Origin of the sequence: uncultured Amnibacterium sp., assembly GCF_964250715.1 — a bacterium.
Lineage (GTDB): Bacteria > Actinomycetota > Actinomycetes > Actinomycetales > Microbacteriaceae > Amnibacterium.
In genome coordinates this window covers 184645-201279 of sequence record NZ_CAXUGX010000002.1, presented here as the reverse complement: position 1 = coordinate 201279, position 16635 = coordinate 184645, and the positions used below count along the sequence as shown (strand labels likewise).

Sequence of the window (16635 nt, the reverse complement as noted above, 5' to 3'; positions counted from 1 at the left end):
GGGGCCGCCTTCGCGCGGTACCGACGCCCGAGCGCGGTAGGTGTGCACACCGCGCGCAGGTTCACCGACCGCGCGAGGTGCGGCGAGATACGGACGGGGTGCGGAGCTATACAGCGCAGGCGGACTCGGCGGACGCTCTGCGGGGCCGGCAGTACCGTGGAGCATCCGTCCGGCGCACTGCGCCAACCACCTGAAGGAGCTGACCGACGTGGCCGACGCCGCACCCGAGTACCGCATCGAGCACGACACGATGGGCGAGGTGCGGGTGCCCGCCGCGGCGCTCTGGGCCGCGCAGACGCAGCGCGCGGTAGAGAACTTTCCGATCTCGGGGGTCGGGCTGGAGGACGCGCAGATCGTCGCCCTGGCGCGCATCAAGCGGGCGGCGGCGATCGTGAACGGCGACCTGGGCGTGATCGATTCCGACATCGCGGCGGCGATCGTTGCCGCCGCCGACGAGATCATCGCCGGCTCGCACCTGGACCAGTTCCCGATCGACCTGTACCAGACCGGCAGCGGCACCTCCTCCAACATGAACGCGAACGAGGTGATCGGCGCGATCGCCTCGGCGTCGCTCGGGGGCCGGGTGCACCCGAACGACCACGTGAACGCGTCGCAGTCGTCGAACGACGTCTTCCCCACCTCCGTGCACGTCGCCGCAACGCAGGCGGTGCTGGACGATCTGGTGCCGGCGCTGGAGCACCTGGCGGAGTCGCTGCAGGCGAAGGCTGCGCTGTGGGCGCAGACCGTGAAGCCCGGCCGCACCCACCTGATGGATGCGACGCCGGTCACCTTCGGTCAGGAATTCGGCGGCTACGCCAGGCAGATCCGCCTCGGCATCGAGCGGTTGCACGCGGCGGTGCCGCGGCTGGCCGAGGTTCCGCTGGGCGGCACCGCCACCGGCACCGGCATCAACACCCCCGCCGGGTTCTCGGAGCGGGTGATCCAGATCGTCGCCGAGACGACCGGGCTGCCGCTGACCGAGGCGGCGGACCACTTCGAGGCGCAGGGCGCCCGCGACGGCCTGGTCGAGGCCTCCGGGGTGCTCAAGGTGATCGCGGTCAGCCTGACCAAGATCTGCAACGACATCCGCTGGATGGGCTCCGGGCCGAACACGGGGCTCGGCGAACTGCACATTCCCGACCTGCAGCCGGGTTCGTCGATCATGCCCGGCAAGGTGAATCCAGTCATCCCCGAGGCGACCCTGATGGTCTGCGCACGGGTGATCGGCAACGACGCGACGATCACCTGGGCAGGCGCCTCCGGCATCTTCGAACTGAACGTCGGCATCCCGGTGATGGGGACCGCGCTGCTGGAGTCGATCCGTCTGCTGTCGAACGTCAGCCGGCTGCTGGCCGACAAGGTGATCGACGGGCTGCAGGCGAACGTCGAGCGAGCGCGGGCGCTGGCGGAGTCGTCGCCGTCCATCGTCACGCCGCTGAACCGGGTGATCGGCTACGAGGCCGCGGCGAAGGTGGCGAAGCACGCCGTCGCCGAGGGCGTGACCGTGCGACAGGCGGTCGTCGATCTGGGCTTCGTGGAGCGCGGCGAGGTCGACGAGGCGCACCTGGATGCTGCGCTCGACGTGCTCTCGATGACCCGCCCGGGCTGACCGGCGGCAACGCCCTCGCGGATCGGCGACCCCGCTGGTCGGGCGGCTCAGACCGGCAGCAGCAGCGCGGCCCAGGCGCCGAGCAGCATCGGCGGCCCGAAGGGGATGTGGGCGCGGGGCCCGAACCGGATCAGCGCGACCACGGCTGCGGCGCCTCCGGCGAACATGGCGGCGAGCGGACCGACCACGGCGGCGACCGGGCCGATCCCGCCGAGCAGCAGGCCGAGCACGGGCGCCAGCTTCACGTCGCCCAGTCCCATGCCGCCCAGGGCATGCAGTACGAGCAGCGTGCCGCCGTACGCGATCCCGGCGACCAACGCGGCCCGCAGGTCGGTCCGCCCCCAGATCGCGTCGGCGCCGACGGCCAGCAGGACGATCGGGTAACCGGGCAGCACGATCGCGTCCGGCAGGCGATGCTCAGCGATGTCGACCGCCATGAGGCGCGGAGTCACGAGGGCGAGCCAGAGCAGGCCGACCGTCAGGGGCCGCACGCCGCCGACCGTGATCGCACCGAGCACCAGCAGCGCGACGACCGCCGACTCCGCCGCACCGAGACGGGCCGTTGCCGCGCGCGCCCGGCTGAGTCGTGTGCGCACCGACGGCAGGGCGAGCGAGGTCATTCGCGAGACGGTACGTGACTGGACTCCGTCTCGCCCACGCTGTCCACAGGCAGCACTAGTCACCGTGAACACCGATGGCCGCGAGGCACGCGGCGATCGGCCGGACGACGATGGACACCCGATACGGGACCGTGCTGGAGAACGGGAAGATGTACTCCTCGGTGATCGGGATCGCGACACCGAGCACGCCGAGCAGCTGCAGCACACCGGCGAGGACGAAGCCGCCGCCCGCCCACAGCGTCGTGACCCACGGCGGGCGAGCGTCCGGACTCGCATCGCTCCGTCCGATCTGAGCCGACTCACGAAGTGCTCACGCGGCGGCGGGCGACCTCCTCCGCCTGGTTACCAGCGCGACGACGCCGAGCAGCAGCCCGGCGACTCCGGCCAGCATTCCGCCGGTGACGATCACGGTGCCGAGCGGCGTCGTGCCTCCGGCACCCGGCGGCAGCTCGTCGGACACGGACATCCCCATGGCGAACGCGCTCCAGAAGTGGAAGAAGCCGGTGGCGCCGATCAGCAGGACGCCGATGGCCGTCGTGCCGAGCAGGCGCGCAGCGTCGGTCACCGGTGCGAAGGTGGCGTGGACCGGCAGCATCACGGCGACGTATCCGGCCGCGAGCACTCCCCAGAACACCAGCCAGATGACCGGAGAGAGGATGCAGGACGGCAGATCGCTCGATGCCGCGAGCGCGGCATAGATACGGCTGAGCGGGATGCCCGGCGCGAGGTACTGCGGCAACCAGAGGAACGTGTCGATCGTGCCCAGCACCAGCAGGGCTGCCAGCAGCACGCCGACCGTCGCCACCACGATCCGGCGGCTCATCATGTTCCGAGTCACCGGCGCAGCGTATCCACCGCGGGGCCCCGTGCGTCGCTCCGGCCGCCGGCAGTGCAGATCGGCGGAGGCTGGTCAGGGAACCTCGGTGGACTCCAGCATCTGGGTGACCAGGGCCGCGATCGCGCTGCGCTCGGATCGGGTGAGGGTGACGTGGGCGAACAACGGATGGCCCTTCAACGTCTCGATCACGCTGGCGACGCCGTCGTGGCGGCCGACGCGCAGGTTGTCGCGCTGCGCCACGTCGTGCGTCAGCACCACCCGCGAGTTCTGCCCGATGCGGGACAGCACCGTCAGCAGCACATTGCGTTCCAGCGACTGGGCCTCGTCCACGATTACGAACGCGTCGTGCAGCGAGCGGCCGCGGATGTGGGTGAGCGGCAGCACCTCCAGGATGCCCCGCTCCAGCACCTCCTCCACCACGTTCGGCGAGACGACCGCGCCCAGGGTGTCGAAGACGGCCTGCCCCCAGGGGTTCATCTTCTCGGCGGCGTCGCCCGGCAGGTAGCCCAGGTCCTGACCGCCGACCGCGTACAGCGGCCGGAACACCATGATCTTGCGATGCTGCTGGCGCTCCAACACCGCCTCCAGGGCGGCGCACAGGGCGAGGGCGCTCTTGCCCGTGCCGGCGCGGCCGCCCAGAGAGACGATGCCGACGGAGGGGTCGAGCAGCAGATCGATGGCCAGCCGCTGCTCGGCGCTGCGGCCGTGCAGCCCGAACACGTCGCGGTCGCCGCGGACCAGGCGCACCTCGCCGCGGCTGACGACCCGCGCGAGGGCGGAGCCGCGCTCGGAGGTGACGACCACGCCCGTGTTGATCGGCAGGTCGGCGACCGCCCGGCTGCTGAGTCGCTCGTCGCCGTACAGCCGGCTCATCTGCTCGGCGGACAGGGCCAGTTCGGCGACGCCGGTGTACCCGTCGTCGACGGCCAGCTCGGCCCGGTACTCCTCCGCTGTCAGGCCGATGGAGGCGGCCTTGACCCGCATCGGCAGGTCCTTGGACACGACGGTGACGGCCAGGCCGTCGTTCGCCAGGTTCTGCGCGACCGCCAGGATGCGGGAGTCGTTGCCGCCGAGCTGCAGGCCGTTCGGCAGCACGGACATGTTGGAGTGGTTCAGCTCGACCCGAAGCGAACCGCCGTCACCGACCGGCACCGGGAAGTCGAGCCGCTCGTGCGCGAGCCGCAGATCGTCGAGGTTGCGGAGCGCCGCGCGGGCGAAGTAGCCGATCTCGGGGTCGTGCCGCTTGGCCTCCAGCTCGGAGATGACGACGACCGGCAGCACGACCGCGTGCTCGGCGAACCGGAACACGGCTCGCGGATCGGACAGCAGCACCGAGGTGTCGAGCACGAACGTGCGCTCGCCCGTGCGAGGCTCGCCGCCCGACGCTCGGAACTCCCTGCGCCGGGGTTGCATCCGCGTGGACTCGATCTGCTCGGACTCGATCTGCTCGGACTCGCCTCGGTCGACCTGCTCGGACTGCGGCACTGAATCGGGCACATTGCCTCCCACCCCGCACCAGCCCGTTGCCGGACTTCGTGCGGATCCGTACGTTCCCGCGGGGACTGCGCCTCCTCGTCTCGAGCCGTGCGATGCCGTCCCGCGACCGGGTGAGGTACCCGATGGCGTCAATCTAGGCCAGCGATACGACAGCGGGACGGCTTGACACCGAGGGTGTTTCCGGCCGGACATGCGGCCGTCACGCCGCCGTCATCCGGGGCGGCGCGTGGCCGGCGATCACCGCTTCGACGCGACCCAGCCCAACTACGGAGATCCTCCCCAAGTACGGAGATCCTCCCCAACTACGGAGGTCCCGCCCGACACGCCGCGTTCGCGGGCGAATCGTCCGTAGTTGCGCAGGTAGCTCCGTAGTTGGGCTGCCACTCCGTCGTCGCGCAGGGTTGCCCGGGCCGGGTCTCGCCCCTCAGTGCACCGTACGGGCGGCCATCGCGAACGAGAGCAGGGAGGCACGCAGCAGCTCCAGGGTGTCGGAGGTGGTGCCCGCGCTGGCGGAGAGGCGCACGCGGCCGGCCTGCACGGTCGCGGAGACACCGTGGTTGAACAGCGCCGCCGTCAGGGCGGTCAACTGATCCTCGCTGGGGTCGAGCACCACGATGCCGGCGCGCTCAGTGACGTTGCGGGGGCTGACCACCGGAACCGCGTACTCGTCCGCGAGCGCGATCACCTCCGTCACCACCGACCGCAGGCGATCGGCGACCGCGGGCACACCCGCGCGGTTCAGGTCCTCGATGGCGGCGGCCAGTTGCGCGGCGGCGACCGGATCGGGATCGCCCAGCTGCAGGCCGGCGGCTCCGTCGGCCGGATCCGGCACCTGGTCCCACACGGTCTCGCCGCCCGCGAAGCCGGGCGGGCCGGAGAGCACCGGGGTCAGCTTGGCGCCGGCCCGGTCGGAGACGGCGAGGAACCCGCACCCGTAGCCGGCGCGCAGCCAGGTGTGGCCGCCGCAGGCCAACACGTCCGCCTGCGCGACCGGCGCGTCGACCGCGCCGAGTCCGTAGGTGGCGTCGACCAGCAGCAGTCGATCGCCGATCACCTGCCGGATGCCCTCCAGGTCGGCGAGGTAGCCGGTGCGCGGGTCGACCAGGCTCACGGCCACAGCGGTGGTCGTGCTGGTGAGCTGCTCCTTGATCTGCCCGGGGGTGACCCGGCCGTGGTCCGTGTCGAGCCAGATCGGCGCGGTCGCCTTCAACGCCTCGGAGGCGCGGACGGCCGCAGCCGCCAGCCCCGGGTGCTCCCCCGGCGAGACCAGGATGCCGCCGGTGACGCCGAAGACCGCCTGGGTCAGTCCCTCCACGGCACCCGGCTGGAAGACGATCTGGTCGTCGCGGAAGCCGGTCAGGGTCGCAGCGGCCGCCCGCATGCGGTCGACGTTCTCGGTCAGGCGACCCAGCGCGCCGTAGCGGCCGCGGGCCAGCAGGTCGCGGTGCGCATCCCACTCCGCCAGCACCGGCGCCGACAGCGGTCCGAAGGCGGCGACGTCCAGGTACCCGGGCTCCTCGTCGAAGCCGGTGAGGTACGTCAGCAGGCGGTCCATGGGCGTCGTCAGCGTAGCGGCGCGCCGCGGGCGCCTGAGTTCCGAGGAATTCAGGAGCACTCGAGGGATTCAGTCCCGCAAGGGGCCGGATCGCCTGCATTCCTCGAGATCGCCTGAATTCTTCGGCGGCCGCGGTCAGCAGCCGCGGCGTGCGTCAGCCGCCGAAGCGGCGGTGGCGCTGCGTGTAGGCGCGCATCGCGCGCAGGAAGTCGATCTCGCGCAGGTCGGGACCGAGCGCCTCCACGAAGTAGAACTCGCTGTGCGCGCTCTGCCACAGCATGAAGTCCGACAGTCGCTGCTCCCCCGAGGTGCGGATGACCAGGTCGGGATCGGGCTGACCACCGGTGTACAGGTGCTCGCCGATCAGCTCCGGAGTCAGCACCTCGGCGAGCTCGTCGAGCGCCCCGCCGCCCGCGGCGTGGGCGCGCACGATACTGCGCATGGCGTCCGCGATCTCGGTGCGACCGCCGTAGCCGATGGCCAGATTGATGTGCAGGCCCGAGCCCGCCCGTCCCGGCTCCTGAGCGGCGGCGAGCGCGGCGACCAGCTGGTCGGGCAGCCCCGCCGTCGACCCGACGTGCTGCACCCGCCAGCGGCGCACCTCGGAGAGATCGGTCGCCAGGTCGGCGATGATGTCGGTCAGCGCCGTCAACTCCTCCTGGTCACGGCCGCGCAGGTTGTCGGTGGAGAGCAGATAGAGCGTCACCACCTGGATGCCGAGTTCATCGCACCAGCGGGCGAACTCGCGGATGCGGTCCGCCCCCGCCCGGTGGCCGTGCGCCGCGGTGTCGTGGCCGAGCTGCCTGGCCCACCGGCGGTTGCCGTCGATGATCATCGCCACATGCTTCGGCAGCGCGGAGCGATCCAGCGACGCCTGCAGCCGCCGCAGGTAGAGGCCCTCCAGCGAGCGGCGCAGGCGACGTCGCGACCGGAGGGCGACCGAGCGGCGCGCGCGCGCGTCCGAACCCTCGTCCTGCACGACGGCCAGGCTACGCCCGGTGCTCGGCGCCGCTTCCGGTCCTGTTCGGCCGCCTCTCGGCCCTCGCCCGGCACCATCCGGCCGCCACTCCCGCTCGGATCGGGGCTGCTCTACCCTGGGCCGATGGCGGAATCGCGATGACGTCACGGCGACCAGATGCGCTGTTCTCGCCGGCGGACGACGCCGAGCCGGCGCCCCTGCCAATGCTGGAGGCGACCGAGACGGAGCCCGTGCCGACCTGGCGCGGTTGGCTGCACGCCGGGACGACGCCGGTCGCGGTCGCCGCCGGCATCGTGCTGATCTGCCTGGCGGACGGCGCGCAGGCGAAGTGGGCGAGCGCGGTGTTCGCGGTGACCAGCCTGCTGCTGTTCGGCAACTCGGCGCTCTATCACCGCTTCGCCTGGTCGCCCAAGGTGAAGCGCCTGCTAAAGCGCATCGACCACAGCAACATCTTTCTGCTCATCGCCGGCACCTACACGCCGCTGTCCCTGCTGGGGCTGCCGCGGTCCACCGGAGTGCCGCTGATCATCGTGGTGTGGAGCGTCGCGGTGCTCGGGATCGCCTTCCGCATCCTGTGGATCGGCGCGCCCCGCTGGCTCTACGTGTTCGCCTACCTGGCCCTCAGCTGGACCGCGGTCAGCCAGTTCCCCGCCCTGTTCGCGGCGAACCCGGCGATGATGGTGCTGTTCACGGTCGGCGGCGTGCTCTACACGATCGGGGCGCTCGCCTACGCGATGAAGCGTCCGAACCCGTTCCCCGGCCGATTCGGCTTTCACGAGGTGTTCCACACCTGCACGGTGCTGGCGTTCGCCTGCCACTGGACCGCGACCCTGCTGATCGCGCTGCATCCCGTCGCCTGACGGGTCCGCGGGCCGGGTCGGCGGAGCGGATCAGGCGCCGGGGCGACGGTCGTCGCCGGGTCGATCGCGCCCAGGTCGATCACGGCCCGGGCGATCGCGGCCAGGTCGATCGCGCTGCTCCAGCCGCTCGCGCAACTCGCCCCGATAGCGCACGCGGCGAATGCGCCGGTTCATGTCGATGATCAGCAGCACCGTCACCGCCGTCACGAACAGGATGGCCAGGAACCCCAGCACGCCGGGCGTGATCAGGTCGGCGTTCACCGAAGCGCTCGGCGACGGAGTTGGCAGGGCGGCGGTGAATCGCACCGTGCACCTCCGTCCGACGCCGACGGCCGCCGCGGCGCGCCGGTACCCTGAGGGCCTTCAGCGAAAACCTAGCCGATCGCTTCCCGGAGGCCGCCGTGTCACGTGCTGTCGGCACCGCGCCCGGGGAGTCGGCGCCCGGCGGCGCAGTAGCCGGAGCAGCCCCGAACGGCGATCGGCTGGACGACCGCTACGGGCGCACGGTACGGCGTCGGGGACGCAGCCGGCTCGGAGTGATTCTGCTCGCCGCGGCGATCGGCGTGGCGGCGATCGCCTGGGCGGTGTGGAGCGGACTGGGCGGCACGACCGCCACGACCCTCGACCTGCAGACGACCTCCTACCGGATCGAGGCGCGCTCGGTGTCGGTCACCTGGCAGGTATCCGGCGACGCGGAGGCGCTCGACTGCGTGATCCAGGCGCAGGGCTCCGACCACGGCGTGGTCGGCGTGACGACGGCCCGGCTGCGCCCCACGGGCAGTGCCGTCCGCTCCGGCACGAGCGTCGTGAAGGTGGTGCGCCCGGCGGTCACCGGCTTGATCTCGTCCTGCCGCCGCGCCTAACATCGCCTGTTCACGCGAGCGCCGACAGGCGTCCGTCGCGTCCGCCCGCCGCCACCGGCTCCGGGTCGACCCCCGATCGAGACACGAACCGGCGCCGAAGCGGCCCGGTTCCACTGGAGTGTTCCCATGGCCACCGAAGCGCCCACCGTCACCTGGCTCACCCAGCAGGCGCACGACCGGCTCGCCGCCGAACTCGAGCAGCTGACCGGCAGCGGCCGCACCGAGATCGCGAAGAAGATCGAGCAGGCCCGCGAGGAAGGCGACCTGAAGGAGAACGGCGGCTACCACGCGGCCAAGGAGGAGCAGGGCAAGATCGAGGCCCGCATTCGCCAGCTCACCCTGCTGCTGCGGCACGCGCAGGTGGGCGCTGCGGCGGCGGCCGACGGCCACGTCGCTGCGGGAACCGTGGTGACCGCGACGATCGCGGGCGCCGAGAACCGTTTCCTGCTCGGCAGCCGCGAGATCGCGGGCGACTCCGGTCTCGACGTCTACAGCGAGCAGAGCCCGCTGGGTGCCGCGATCCTGGGCGCCTCCGTCGGCGACACGGTCAGCTACACCGCGCCCAACGGCCGGGCGATCAGCGTCCGCATCGAACTGGTCGAGTCCTACACCGGCTGAGCCACAGCCGCGCGAATCCGGGTCCGCGCAGACCCCGCATCCGTGCAGCGGAGGGACTGGAGTGCATGCCGGGGCCAGGACCGCAGTCCCGGAGCTGTAGAGACACCGTCGGCCGGTGCGTCATCAGCGTGACGCGGGCGGTCAGCCGGCGATCGGCCGGGGCTCGTAGCCGGCGGCCTGCAGGGTCTCGATCACCAGGTCGCGGTGGGCAGCACCCCTGGTCTCGACGCTGATGTCGATCTGCACCTCGCTGATCTGGGTGCCGGCGCCATGCCGGGTGTGCAGCACCTCGACCACGTTGGCGTTCGCTTCGGCGATCAGGGCCGAGATCGCGGCCAACTGGCCAGGTCTGTCGGGCAGCCCGATGCGCAGGGTCAGATAGCGGTCGCTCGCGATCAGGCCGCGGCTGATCACCCGCTCCATCATCAGCGGATCGATGTTGCCGCCGGAGAGGACGACGACGGTGCTGCCGGTCGGCTTGATGCGGCCGGTCATCAGCGCCGCCACCCCGACGGCGCCCGCCGCCTCGACCACCAGCTTGGCCCGCTCCAGCAGCACGAGCATCGCGCTGGCCGTCTCGTCGTCCGTGACCGTGACGACCTCGTCGACCAGCTCGCGGATGATCGCGAAGTTGATGCGCCCCGGCGTGGCCACGGCGATGCCGTCGGCGATCGTCGGACTGGTCGCGATCGTCGTCACCGCGTCGGCCTGCAGCGATGCGGGATAGGCGGCGGCGTTCTCGGCCTGCACGCCGATCACCCGGATGGTGCGCCCCTGCTGCGCCGCGCGCTGCTTGACCGCCGCCGCGACTCCGGCGATCAGTCCGCCCCCGCCGGTGGGGATGATCACCGTCTCGACCTCGGGCACGTCGTCCAGGATCTCGAGGCCCAGCGTGCCCTGGCCCGCGATCACGTCCTCGTGGTCGAAGGGCGGTACCAGCACGGCACCGGTCGACTCGGCGAACTGCGCCGCCGCGAGCAGCGCCTCGTCCACCGCGTGGCCGATCAGTCGCACGTCCGCGCCGTAGTCGCGGGTGGCCTCCAGCTTGGGCAGCGGCACGCCGATCGGCATGAAGATCGTGGCGGCGATGCCCAGCTCGCGGGCGGCGAGCGCGACGCCCTGCGCGTGGTTGCCGGCGGAGGCCGCCACGACGCCGCGCGCCCGCTGCTCCGCAGTCAGGCGGGAGAGGCGGTAGCTGGCGCCCCGGATCTTGTACGAGCCGGTGCGCTGCAGGTTCTCGCACTTCAGGTGCACGGGGACGCCCGAGACCGCGCCCAGGAAACGGGAGCCCTCCATCGGCGTGTGCACCGCGATGCGCTGCACGACCTCGCGGGCGGCCTCGATCTGCTGCAGCGTCGGCACGGCATGGGCGTCGACGGGCGGCCCCTGCAGCGCTTCGACGGCCTGCGGGGTCGTGCCGATGGTCGTCTCGGTCACCGCGGTGTCCGCGGCGGCGCGGGCGGTGGCAGTGCCTGCGGTGGCGACATCGGTGTCGATGTCAGGCAACGGTGGTCACATCCTGCGGCTTCGGATGGCGCCGTCGGCGTGGTCGGGATCCGCCCTCCGGCTGCTGCGGCACCGGGCCGTCCGGGGGCGGCGCCGCGGACTTCCAGGCCCCGCCGGCCAGGTACTTGATCAGGGAGTTCGCTGCGGCGACCAGGGGCACGGCGAAGACGGCGCCGGTGATGCCGCCGAGCACGGACCCGCTGGCGACGGCCACGACCACCGCGATCGGATGCAGCCGAACGGCGCCGCCCATCAGCAGGGGCTGCAGCACGTGGCTCTCCAACTGATTCACCAGGATCACGATGCCCAGCATGATCAGCGCGGTCACCGGGTTGATGTAGAGCAGGGCGATGATCACCGCCAGCCCACCGGTGACGACTGCACCGACGAACGGGATGAAGGCGCCGAGAAAGACCAGCACCGCGATCGGGATGAAGAACGGCAGATGCAGGATCGCCGCGCCGAGGCCGATGCCGATCGCGTCGATCAGCGCAACGACCACCTGCACGCGGGCGTACTCCCCGATCGAGAGCCACGCGGCCCGGCCCCCGCCGTCGACCGCCGCCCTCGCTCCACGCGGCGCCAGCCGCACGACCCAGCGCCAGATGCCCTCGCCGTCGATCAGGAAGAACAGGGTGCTGAAGAGCGCGAGCAGCAGCCCGATCACGATGTCCCCGACTGTGGATGCACCCGCGAGCGCGCCGCTGGCGATGGCGCCGGAGCTGGACTGCACCTCTTTGGTGACCGTGGCGATCGCGTTCTGCAGGTCGGTATCGCTGATCCCGAACGCCGACAGCGCGTCGTGCAGGGCGTCGACCTTCTTGGTCACCTCCGACTCGAACTGCGCCAGACCGCTGCGGATGGTGACGACCACGAGCAGGATCAGCGCCGCGAGCGCGACGAGCAGGCCGACGAAGGTGATGGCGACCGCGATCCCCTTGGGCATCACGCGCCGCAGCCGATTGCGCACCGGCATCAGCAGGCCGGTCAGCAGGATGGCGACCAGCAGCGGGACGACCACGATGTGCAGCAGGATCACGAGGTAGACGACGACCGCCGCGGCACCGGCCACCACCAGCATCCGCCACGAGAAGGCGCCGGCCAGCCGCACTGCGAACGGCAGGGCCGCAGTCACCGGATCCGGCGCCGCTTCTTCCGGGTCGGAGTGTCGTGCCATTCCGCGAGTCTAGAAGCCGGCCGCGACGGGCCCGAGTCGGGATCACTGGACGGCGCTCGGGAATGTGCGGCACCGGAGGCGGGATGGGAGGCGGGATGACGGAGCAGCTCAGCATCGCGGCCGCGCGCCGCATCGCGCTGGCGGCGCAGGGCTTCTGCCGACCGCATCCGGCCGCGGTCGGCACCCGGCAGCTGAACGGGATGATCGAGCGCCTGCACCTGCTGCAGATCGACTCCGTGAACGTCTTCGAGCGCAGCCACTACCTGCCCGCGTTCGCCCGGCTGGGCGCCTACGACCGGTCGCTGCTCGACGCGCTCACTCTGCGGACGCACAGTCGGACCACCGAGGCGTGGTCAGCGGAGTCCCGGTCGGCACGGCCCCGGTCGGCACAGCCCCGGTCGGCACAGCCCCGGTACACCGAGTACTGGGCGCATCAGGCGGCCTTCATCAAGGTGGCCGACCTGCCGCTGTTCGGCTTCCGCACCGACTTCTACCGACGGAAGTACGCGGAGTGGATGGCCGAGCACGAGAAGACCGTCAGGCTGCTGCGCGACGAGCTGACCGACCGCGGTCCGCTGACCGCGAGCGAGGTGCGGGGCCAGCCGAACGAGCGCACCGGGCCGTGGTGGGGCTGGTCGGATGTGAAGACGGCGCTGGAACTGCTGTGGCTGCAGGGCGACCTGGTCACCGCGGGACGGCGGCGATTCGAACGCCGGTACGGGCTGCCGCAGCACGTGCTCGGCGACTCCGCCGCCGCGGGACTCGGAAGTGGACTGGGAGGCGGGGTCGGCACGTCGACCGACACCGCGGTGCCACAGGCGGACGCGATCCGCGAGCTGATGCGGCGGGGCGCGGCCGCGCTCGGCATCGGCACCCTGTCCGACTTCGCCGACTACTACCGACTGAAGGTCACCGACGCCCGCGCGGCGGTGCTGGAGCTGCAGGACGCGGGCGAGCTGATCCCGGTCACGGTGCGGGGCTGGTCCCGCGGCGGCCGCCCCCTGCCGGTGTGGCGGCACGCGGCGGCACGCGTGCCGCGGCGCATCGAGGCGGCCGCCCTGCTCTCCCCCTTCGACCCCGTGGTGTGGGAGCGGGCCCGCACCGAGCGGTTGTTCGGCTTCCGGTACCGCATCTCCATCTACACGCCGCAGGCGCAGCGCGAGCACGGCTACTACGTGCTGCCGGCGCTCGTGGACGACGCCCTGGTCGGCCGCATCGACCTGAAGTCCGACCGGCAGGCGGGCGTGCTGCGCGTGCAGGCGGCCTGGGCGGAGCCGGATGCGCCGCCGGAGACCGCCGAGCGGCTCGCTCCGGTCATCCGCGCTGCGGCCGCCTGGCAGGGCCTGCCCGAGATGCAGGTCGCGGGCCGCGGCGACCTCGCGCCGGCACTCGCCGCCGCGCTGGCCACGTCGCTCCGCTGACCCCTCCGCGCGGTAGCTGTGCCTTCGCGCGGTAGGCACGCATACCGCGGGAAGGCCACAGGTACCGCGCGGAGGGAGCGCGCCGCGCCGGAGGGGCGGCGGGCGGGCGGGCGGGGCGGCGGGCGGGGTCAAGAGGGGCTGGGCGGCAGCACGCCGAGGCGGGCCAGGGCGGCGAGCACGTCGGCGACGCTGACCGCCAGCAGCGCCGGGTCGGGCTCGTCGCCGAAGATGTCGCCGGCCCGCACCCGGGCATCCGTGAGTGCGATGTGCGGTCCGGGCGGCGGCCCCCACTGCTCGGGGCTGGCGGGCCCGAAGAGGACCACGGAGGGGCTGCCGAACGCCGAGGCCAGGTGGCCGGCGCCCGTGTCGGCGCTCACCACCACCCGGGCGGCCGCCACCAGCGCCGCGAACGCCCCGAGCGGCTGCCGGCCGGCAAGCACCCGCTCCTCCGGCAGCCCGGCGAGCACCGCCGCCTGCCGGGCGCGCGACATGTCCTCCGCACCGCCGCTGAACACGACCGGCAGGCCCGCGCCTGCAAGCGCCCGGGCGACCGCGGCGAAGCGCTCGACCGGCCAGCGGCGCGAGCCGAATGCGGCCCCCACGTGCACGACCGCGGCGCCGGCGACCTGGGGCGGTTCGGCCGGCGCCTGGATGCGCACGTCGTCGGGGTCGCCGGGCATCCCGGCCTCCTGCAGCAGCCGCACCCACCGCTCGCGCTCGGACGACTCCGGCCGCCACGCCGTACCCGCCTCGCCGGGCAGGGCGTGGGTGATCGTGAGCCGCGCCCCGAGCGCGTCGACGATCGCCCGCGACTGCGGCCCGTTGCCGTGCAGGTTCACCGCTACGTCGACGGAGCCGCGCGCGAGCGGCAGCGGCCCGGCCAGTCCGACGGTCGGCAGCAGCCGCACCTCCCCCGGCAGCAACGCGACCACGGGCGCCAGCCACGCCGAGGTCGCCAGCAACAGCCGATGCTCCGGCAGCGCCGTGCGGAGCGCCTTCAGCGCCGGGACCGCGGTCAGCAGATCACCCAGCCCGAGCGCCCGCAGCGCGACCGCCACCGGCCGATGGTCCTGATCAAGCCCGTCGCGCTGGTCCACGGCGCCCATCCTGCCGAGCCCGTTCACTACCCCTGCGCGGCCAGATAGAAGCGGACCTGAGCGACTCACACCTGCTCCATCGGGTCCCTCGTCCTGGCTGCGGACGTCACCACGAGCGACCGACGAACCGCCCGTGCATTCAGCTCTTCCGAACCCCGTTTACACCCTTGCCGAACGTGTAGGTAGTGCCACCCATGGTCTTCTGCGACTTGTTCAGCACCTTCATATCGTCTATCACTTCCGAGTTGTAATCGACAAGCTAATTGAGCTCGAACACGGTACCGTACTTGCGGCGCGTATTCTTGACCTGCTGATCCACCGCAGACGTGGAGGCGAAAACAGCGAGAGCTTTGCTGTCGTCACAAGTTCCGCGTCCTTTGGGCGAGGTCGATGGCATCGCTGTCTGACAGATTCGAGGATGAGCAATCTCCTCCACCAGCTATGTATGCGTCCCTCAGAGCAGTGATCGACGCGTACTGACGAGGCGATGTTGAAGAACCGGAAATAACTACGGCAATAGCCACCATGAGAGAGCAAGTACTGCAGTCGCGATGTCAAGCCCGCCCCTCAACGGCCTCATGGAGCTGTTGTTGCAATCGATGACAACATATGAGCATTAGTCCAGCCTGGCATGTGCTCCGAGAAGGTAAGACCACCAAAAGCGAGGTCACAACAGAGTGAACTCCAACGACGATGCTTCATCGAGGACAAACTCTGCATTCCCGGTACGAGTCCTCCGTCGTCCCAGCCGCGTCGAGCAGCATGACGTCGTCGACGCAGCTCGGTGCGTCGAAAGAGTTGTCAGCCTTTGCAGCAAGTCGGAAGTGCAATAAGGGCCCAGCGAACGGAGCCTAGGCCTGTTGGCAGCGTCGAAGCCTCAGTTGTGTGCATCGGCACGTCGACCACCGGTCGCTTCGACGCTGAAGACGTCCGTGAGGCGCTTCAAGTACCAACCGACTGCTCCTGCGACGCACCACGCGATGAGGAACGCTGCGCCGAGAATGCACGTACAGATACCAATTCCATCGAGCATGAACATCGAAGGAAAGTTGACGATGCTGCTATCCGAATCGGAAGTTGCGTTTGATCCTGCAATAAGAAAGCCGCCGCCTACGATAAAAAGAATGAAACCCGCAACGGCCAGTCCCGGGAGATAGGGATTGTCGTGTAGAGCTTCGCTGCTCTTCGGGACCTTTTGCCAACTCGTGCCGTCCCACCACTGACGTTTCCCGCCCAAGTCGTACCAACCCGAGCTTCTCGTGCTTGTTTCCGTCATGCAATCACGTTATGCGGGACATGCATGGACTACGACCCCCAGAACCAGTTACAGCAAGGTTCAGCGTGCGACGCCATCAACGGTCGCCCGGACCTGCCTCGCGCCGTCAGGCCCGAGATCTCTTCGAGTGAGATTCTTAACAGCTTCCAACGTCTGTAGAGCCTGCACATCAGAAGATTGTCAGTGTTGAGCCGGCGCTTGATCGTCGGCCGTGGACTGCAACTCAGCCGCAGTTGCAGCCCGAGTGCGCCCATCCGCGACCTGCGGTGGATGAAGAACGCACTGTCGCCCTCTTGTCGGCGCCGACTTCGTACGCCTCGGGGTCGCCACCGCCGGGACATGAATCTCGTCCGCGATGTCGGCGAGACGGAGCATCGTCGCCGCGACCTCGCGAGCCTGCCTCGTTGTTAGCTCGGAGTTATCGGCCTAGAGCGTCATACCCGGCGCTCCGAGCCTGCTGCCCTACGGCGCGCGCGTCTCCTGCAGTGCAATGTCGGTAGGTGCATTCAATCCACCTACCGCAATAATGCGCGGACGATGTCGAGCCGCGGCTCGTTGATCCGCGGAGCCCAGTCCTAGGCTTGACGGAGCGATCCCCTGAACCTTCTTCTCCACCTCAGGAGCGAACGCGCTCGGGTTCGAGGTAACGGCGGTGAGGTCTTCTTCGACGCCTGACGAACTGAACTGGTCCAAGGGATCGCGGTAATGGGTCCTGAAGA

16 protein-coding genes are annotated in these 16635 nt (G+C 70.8%); 5 read left to right on the top strand and 11 right to left on the bottom strand.

The genetic code is table 11. From position 1 onward, the window contains the following. Positions 1 to 199: 199 nt before the first annotated feature. The gene (locus tag ACFE7H_RS03805) at positions 200 to 1609 is read left to right on the top strand and encodes a class II fumarate hydratase (protein ID WP_375399946.1); all 1410 of its coding nucleotides are present in this window, start codon (positions 200 to 202) and stop codon (positions 1607 to 1609) included. A gap of 47 nt (positions 1610 to 1656) precedes the next feature. Here ACFE7H_RS03805 and ACFE7H_RS03800 read toward each other — a convergent pair whose 3' ends face one another. The 6 genes from ACFE7H_RS03800 to ACFE7H_RS03775 form a co-directional block, all read right to left on the bottom strand. Further along, positions 1657 to 2229 (bottom strand): prepilin peptidase, encoded by a 573-nt coding sequence (locus ACFE7H_RS03800; protein ID WP_375399878.1) that lies wholly within the window; start codon positions 2227 to 2229, stop codon positions 1657 to 1659. Between the two features lie 55 nt (positions 2230 to 2284). After that, on the bottom strand, positions 2285 to 2434 hold the full coding sequence (locus ACFE7H_RS03795) for a hypothetical protein (protein ID WP_375399877.1): 150 nt from the start codon (positions 2432 to 2434) through the stop codon (positions 2285 to 2287). A gap of 105 nt (positions 2435 to 2539) precedes the next feature. Beyond that, the gene (locus tag ACFE7H_RS03790) at positions 2540 to 3067 is read right to left on the bottom strand and encodes a hypothetical protein (RefSeq protein WP_375399876.1); all 528 of its coding nucleotides are present in this window, start codon (positions 3065 to 3067) and stop codon (positions 2540 to 2542) included. Between the two features lie 72 nt (positions 3068 to 3139). Further along, entirely contained in the window at positions 3140 to 4480 is a 1341-nt protein-coding gene (locus ACFE7H_RS03785) for a PhoH family protein (RefSeq protein ID WP_375399945.1), read from the bottom strand. A 508-nt stretch (positions 4481 to 4988) separates the two neighbouring features. Next, positions 4989 to 6119: an aminotransferase class V-fold PLP-dependent enzyme gene (locus ACFE7H_RS03780; RefSeq protein WP_375399875.1), complete on the bottom strand. Its 1131-nt coding sequence runs from the start codon at positions 6117 to 6119 to the stop codon at positions 4989 to 4991. 154 nt (positions 6120 to 6273) lie between these two features. Continuing rightward, positions 6274 to 7035, bottom strand: coding sequence for an isoprenyl transferase (locus ACFE7H_RS03775; protein ID WP_375399944.1), 762 nt, complete (start codon positions 7033 to 7035; stop codon positions 6274 to 6276). A gap of 200 nt (positions 7036 to 7235) precedes the next feature. Here ACFE7H_RS03775 and ACFE7H_RS03770 point away from each other — a divergent pair, with 200 nt between their 5' ends. Next, positions 7236 to 7958, top strand: a complete 723-nt coding sequence (locus tag ACFE7H_RS03770) for a hemolysin III family protein (RefSeq protein ID WP_375399874.1) — start codon at positions 7236 to 7238, stop codon at positions 7956 to 7958. A gap of 30 nt (positions 7959 to 7988) precedes the next feature. Here ACFE7H_RS03770 and ACFE7H_RS03765 read toward each other — a convergent pair whose 3' ends face one another. Next, positions 7989 to 8264 (bottom strand): hypothetical protein, encoded by a 276-nt coding sequence (locus tag ACFE7H_RS03765; protein WP_375399873.1) that lies wholly within the window; start codon positions 8262 to 8264, stop codon positions 7989 to 7991. A gap of 95 nt (positions 8265 to 8359) precedes the next feature. Here ACFE7H_RS03765 and ACFE7H_RS03760 point away from each other — a divergent pair, with 95 nt between their 5' ends. Both ACFE7H_RS03760 and greA read left to right on the top strand, forming a co-directional pair. Beyond that, on the top strand, positions 8360 to 8821 hold the full coding sequence (locus ACFE7H_RS03760; RefSeq protein ID WP_375399872.1) for a DUF4307 domain-containing protein: 462 nt from the start codon (positions 8360 to 8362) through the stop codon (positions 8819 to 8821). A gap of 126 nt (positions 8822 to 8947) precedes the next feature. After that, on the top strand, positions 8948 to 9439 hold the full coding sequence (gene greA, locus ACFE7H_RS03755; protein WP_375399871.1) for a transcription elongation factor GreA: 492 nt from the start codon (positions 8948 to 8950) through the stop codon (positions 9437 to 9439). 141 nt (positions 9440 to 9580) lie between these two features. Here greA and ilvA read toward each other — a convergent pair whose 3' ends face one another. Both ilvA and ACFE7H_RS03745 read right to left on the bottom strand, forming a co-directional pair. After that, positions 9581 to 10831: a threonine ammonia-lyase gene (ilvA, locus tag ACFE7H_RS03750; protein ID WP_375399943.1), complete on the bottom strand. Its 1251-nt coding sequence runs from the start codon at positions 10829 to 10831 to the stop codon at positions 9581 to 9583. Between the two features lie 106 nt (positions 10832 to 10937). After that, a complete protein-coding gene (locus ACFE7H_RS03745) occupies positions 10938 to 12122 on the bottom strand; it encodes an AI-2E family transporter (RefSeq protein ID WP_375399870.1) in 1185 nt (394 codons plus the stop codon). Positions 12123 to 12217: 95 nt separating this feature from the next. Here ACFE7H_RS03745 and ACFE7H_RS03740 point away from each other — a divergent pair, with 95 nt between their 5' ends. Further along, the gene (locus tag ACFE7H_RS03740) at positions 12218 to 13543 is read left to right on the top strand and encodes a winged helix-turn-helix domain-containing protein (protein WP_375399869.1); all 1326 of its coding nucleotides are present in this window, start codon (positions 12218 to 12220) and stop codon (positions 13541 to 13543) included. A 128-nt stretch (positions 13544 to 13671) separates the two neighbouring features. Here the strand turns inward: ACFE7H_RS03740 and ACFE7H_RS03735 are convergent, their stop codons facing one another. Together ACFE7H_RS03735 and ACFE7H_RS03730 are read right to left on the bottom strand one after the other, a co-directional pair. Further along, positions 13672 to 14649 carry a glycosyltransferase family 9 protein gene (locus tag ACFE7H_RS03735; RefSeq protein ID WP_375399868.1) on the bottom strand — a complete coding sequence of 326 codons (978 nt, stop codon included), beginning with the start codon at positions 14647 to 14649 and terminating at the stop codon, positions 13672 to 13674. Positions 14650 to 15517: 868 nt separating this feature from the next. Further along, a complete protein-coding gene (locus ACFE7H_RS03730) occupies positions 15518 to 15916 on the bottom strand; it encodes a hypothetical protein (protein WP_375399867.1) in 399 nt (132 codons plus the stop codon). Positions 15917 to 16635 lie beyond the last annotated feature (719 nt).

Coding starts and splice junctions, on each gene's coding strand:
- ACFE7H_RS03730 (WP_375399867.1), bottom strand. CDS start 15,916: ATGACGGAAACAAGCACGAGAAGCTCGGGTTGGTACGACTTGGGCGGG.
- ACFE7H_RS03745 (WP_375399870.1), bottom strand. CDS start 12,122: ATGGCACGACACTCCGACCCGGAAGAAGCGGCGCCGGATCCGGTGACT.
- ACFE7H_RS03780 (WP_375399875.1), bottom strand. CDS start 6,119: ATGGACCGCCTGCTGACGTACCTCACCGGCTTCGACGAGGAGCCCGGG.
- greA (WP_375399871.1), top strand. CDS start 8,948: ATGGCCACCGAAGCGCCCACCGTCACCTGGCTCACCCAGCAGGCGCAC.
- ACFE7H_RS03785 (WP_375399945.1), bottom strand. CDS start 4,480: ATGCAACCCCGGCGCAGGGAGTTCCGAGCGTCGGGCGGCGAGCCTCGC.
- ACFE7H_RS03735 (WP_375399868.1), bottom strand. CDS start 14,649: ATGGGCGCCGTGGACCAGCGCGACGGGCTTGATCAGGACCATCGGCCG.
- ACFE7H_RS03740 (WP_375399869.1), top strand. CDS start 12,218: ATGACGGAGCAGCTCAGCATCGCGGCCGCGCGCCGCATCGCGCTGGCG.
- ACFE7H_RS03770 (WP_375399874.1), top strand. CDS start 7,236: ATGACGTCACGGCGACCAGATGCGCTGTTCTCGCCGGCGGACGACGCC.
- ACFE7H_RS03800 (WP_375399878.1), bottom strand. CDS start 2,229: ATGACCTCGCTCGCCCTGCCGTCGGTGCGCACACGACTCAGCCGGGCG.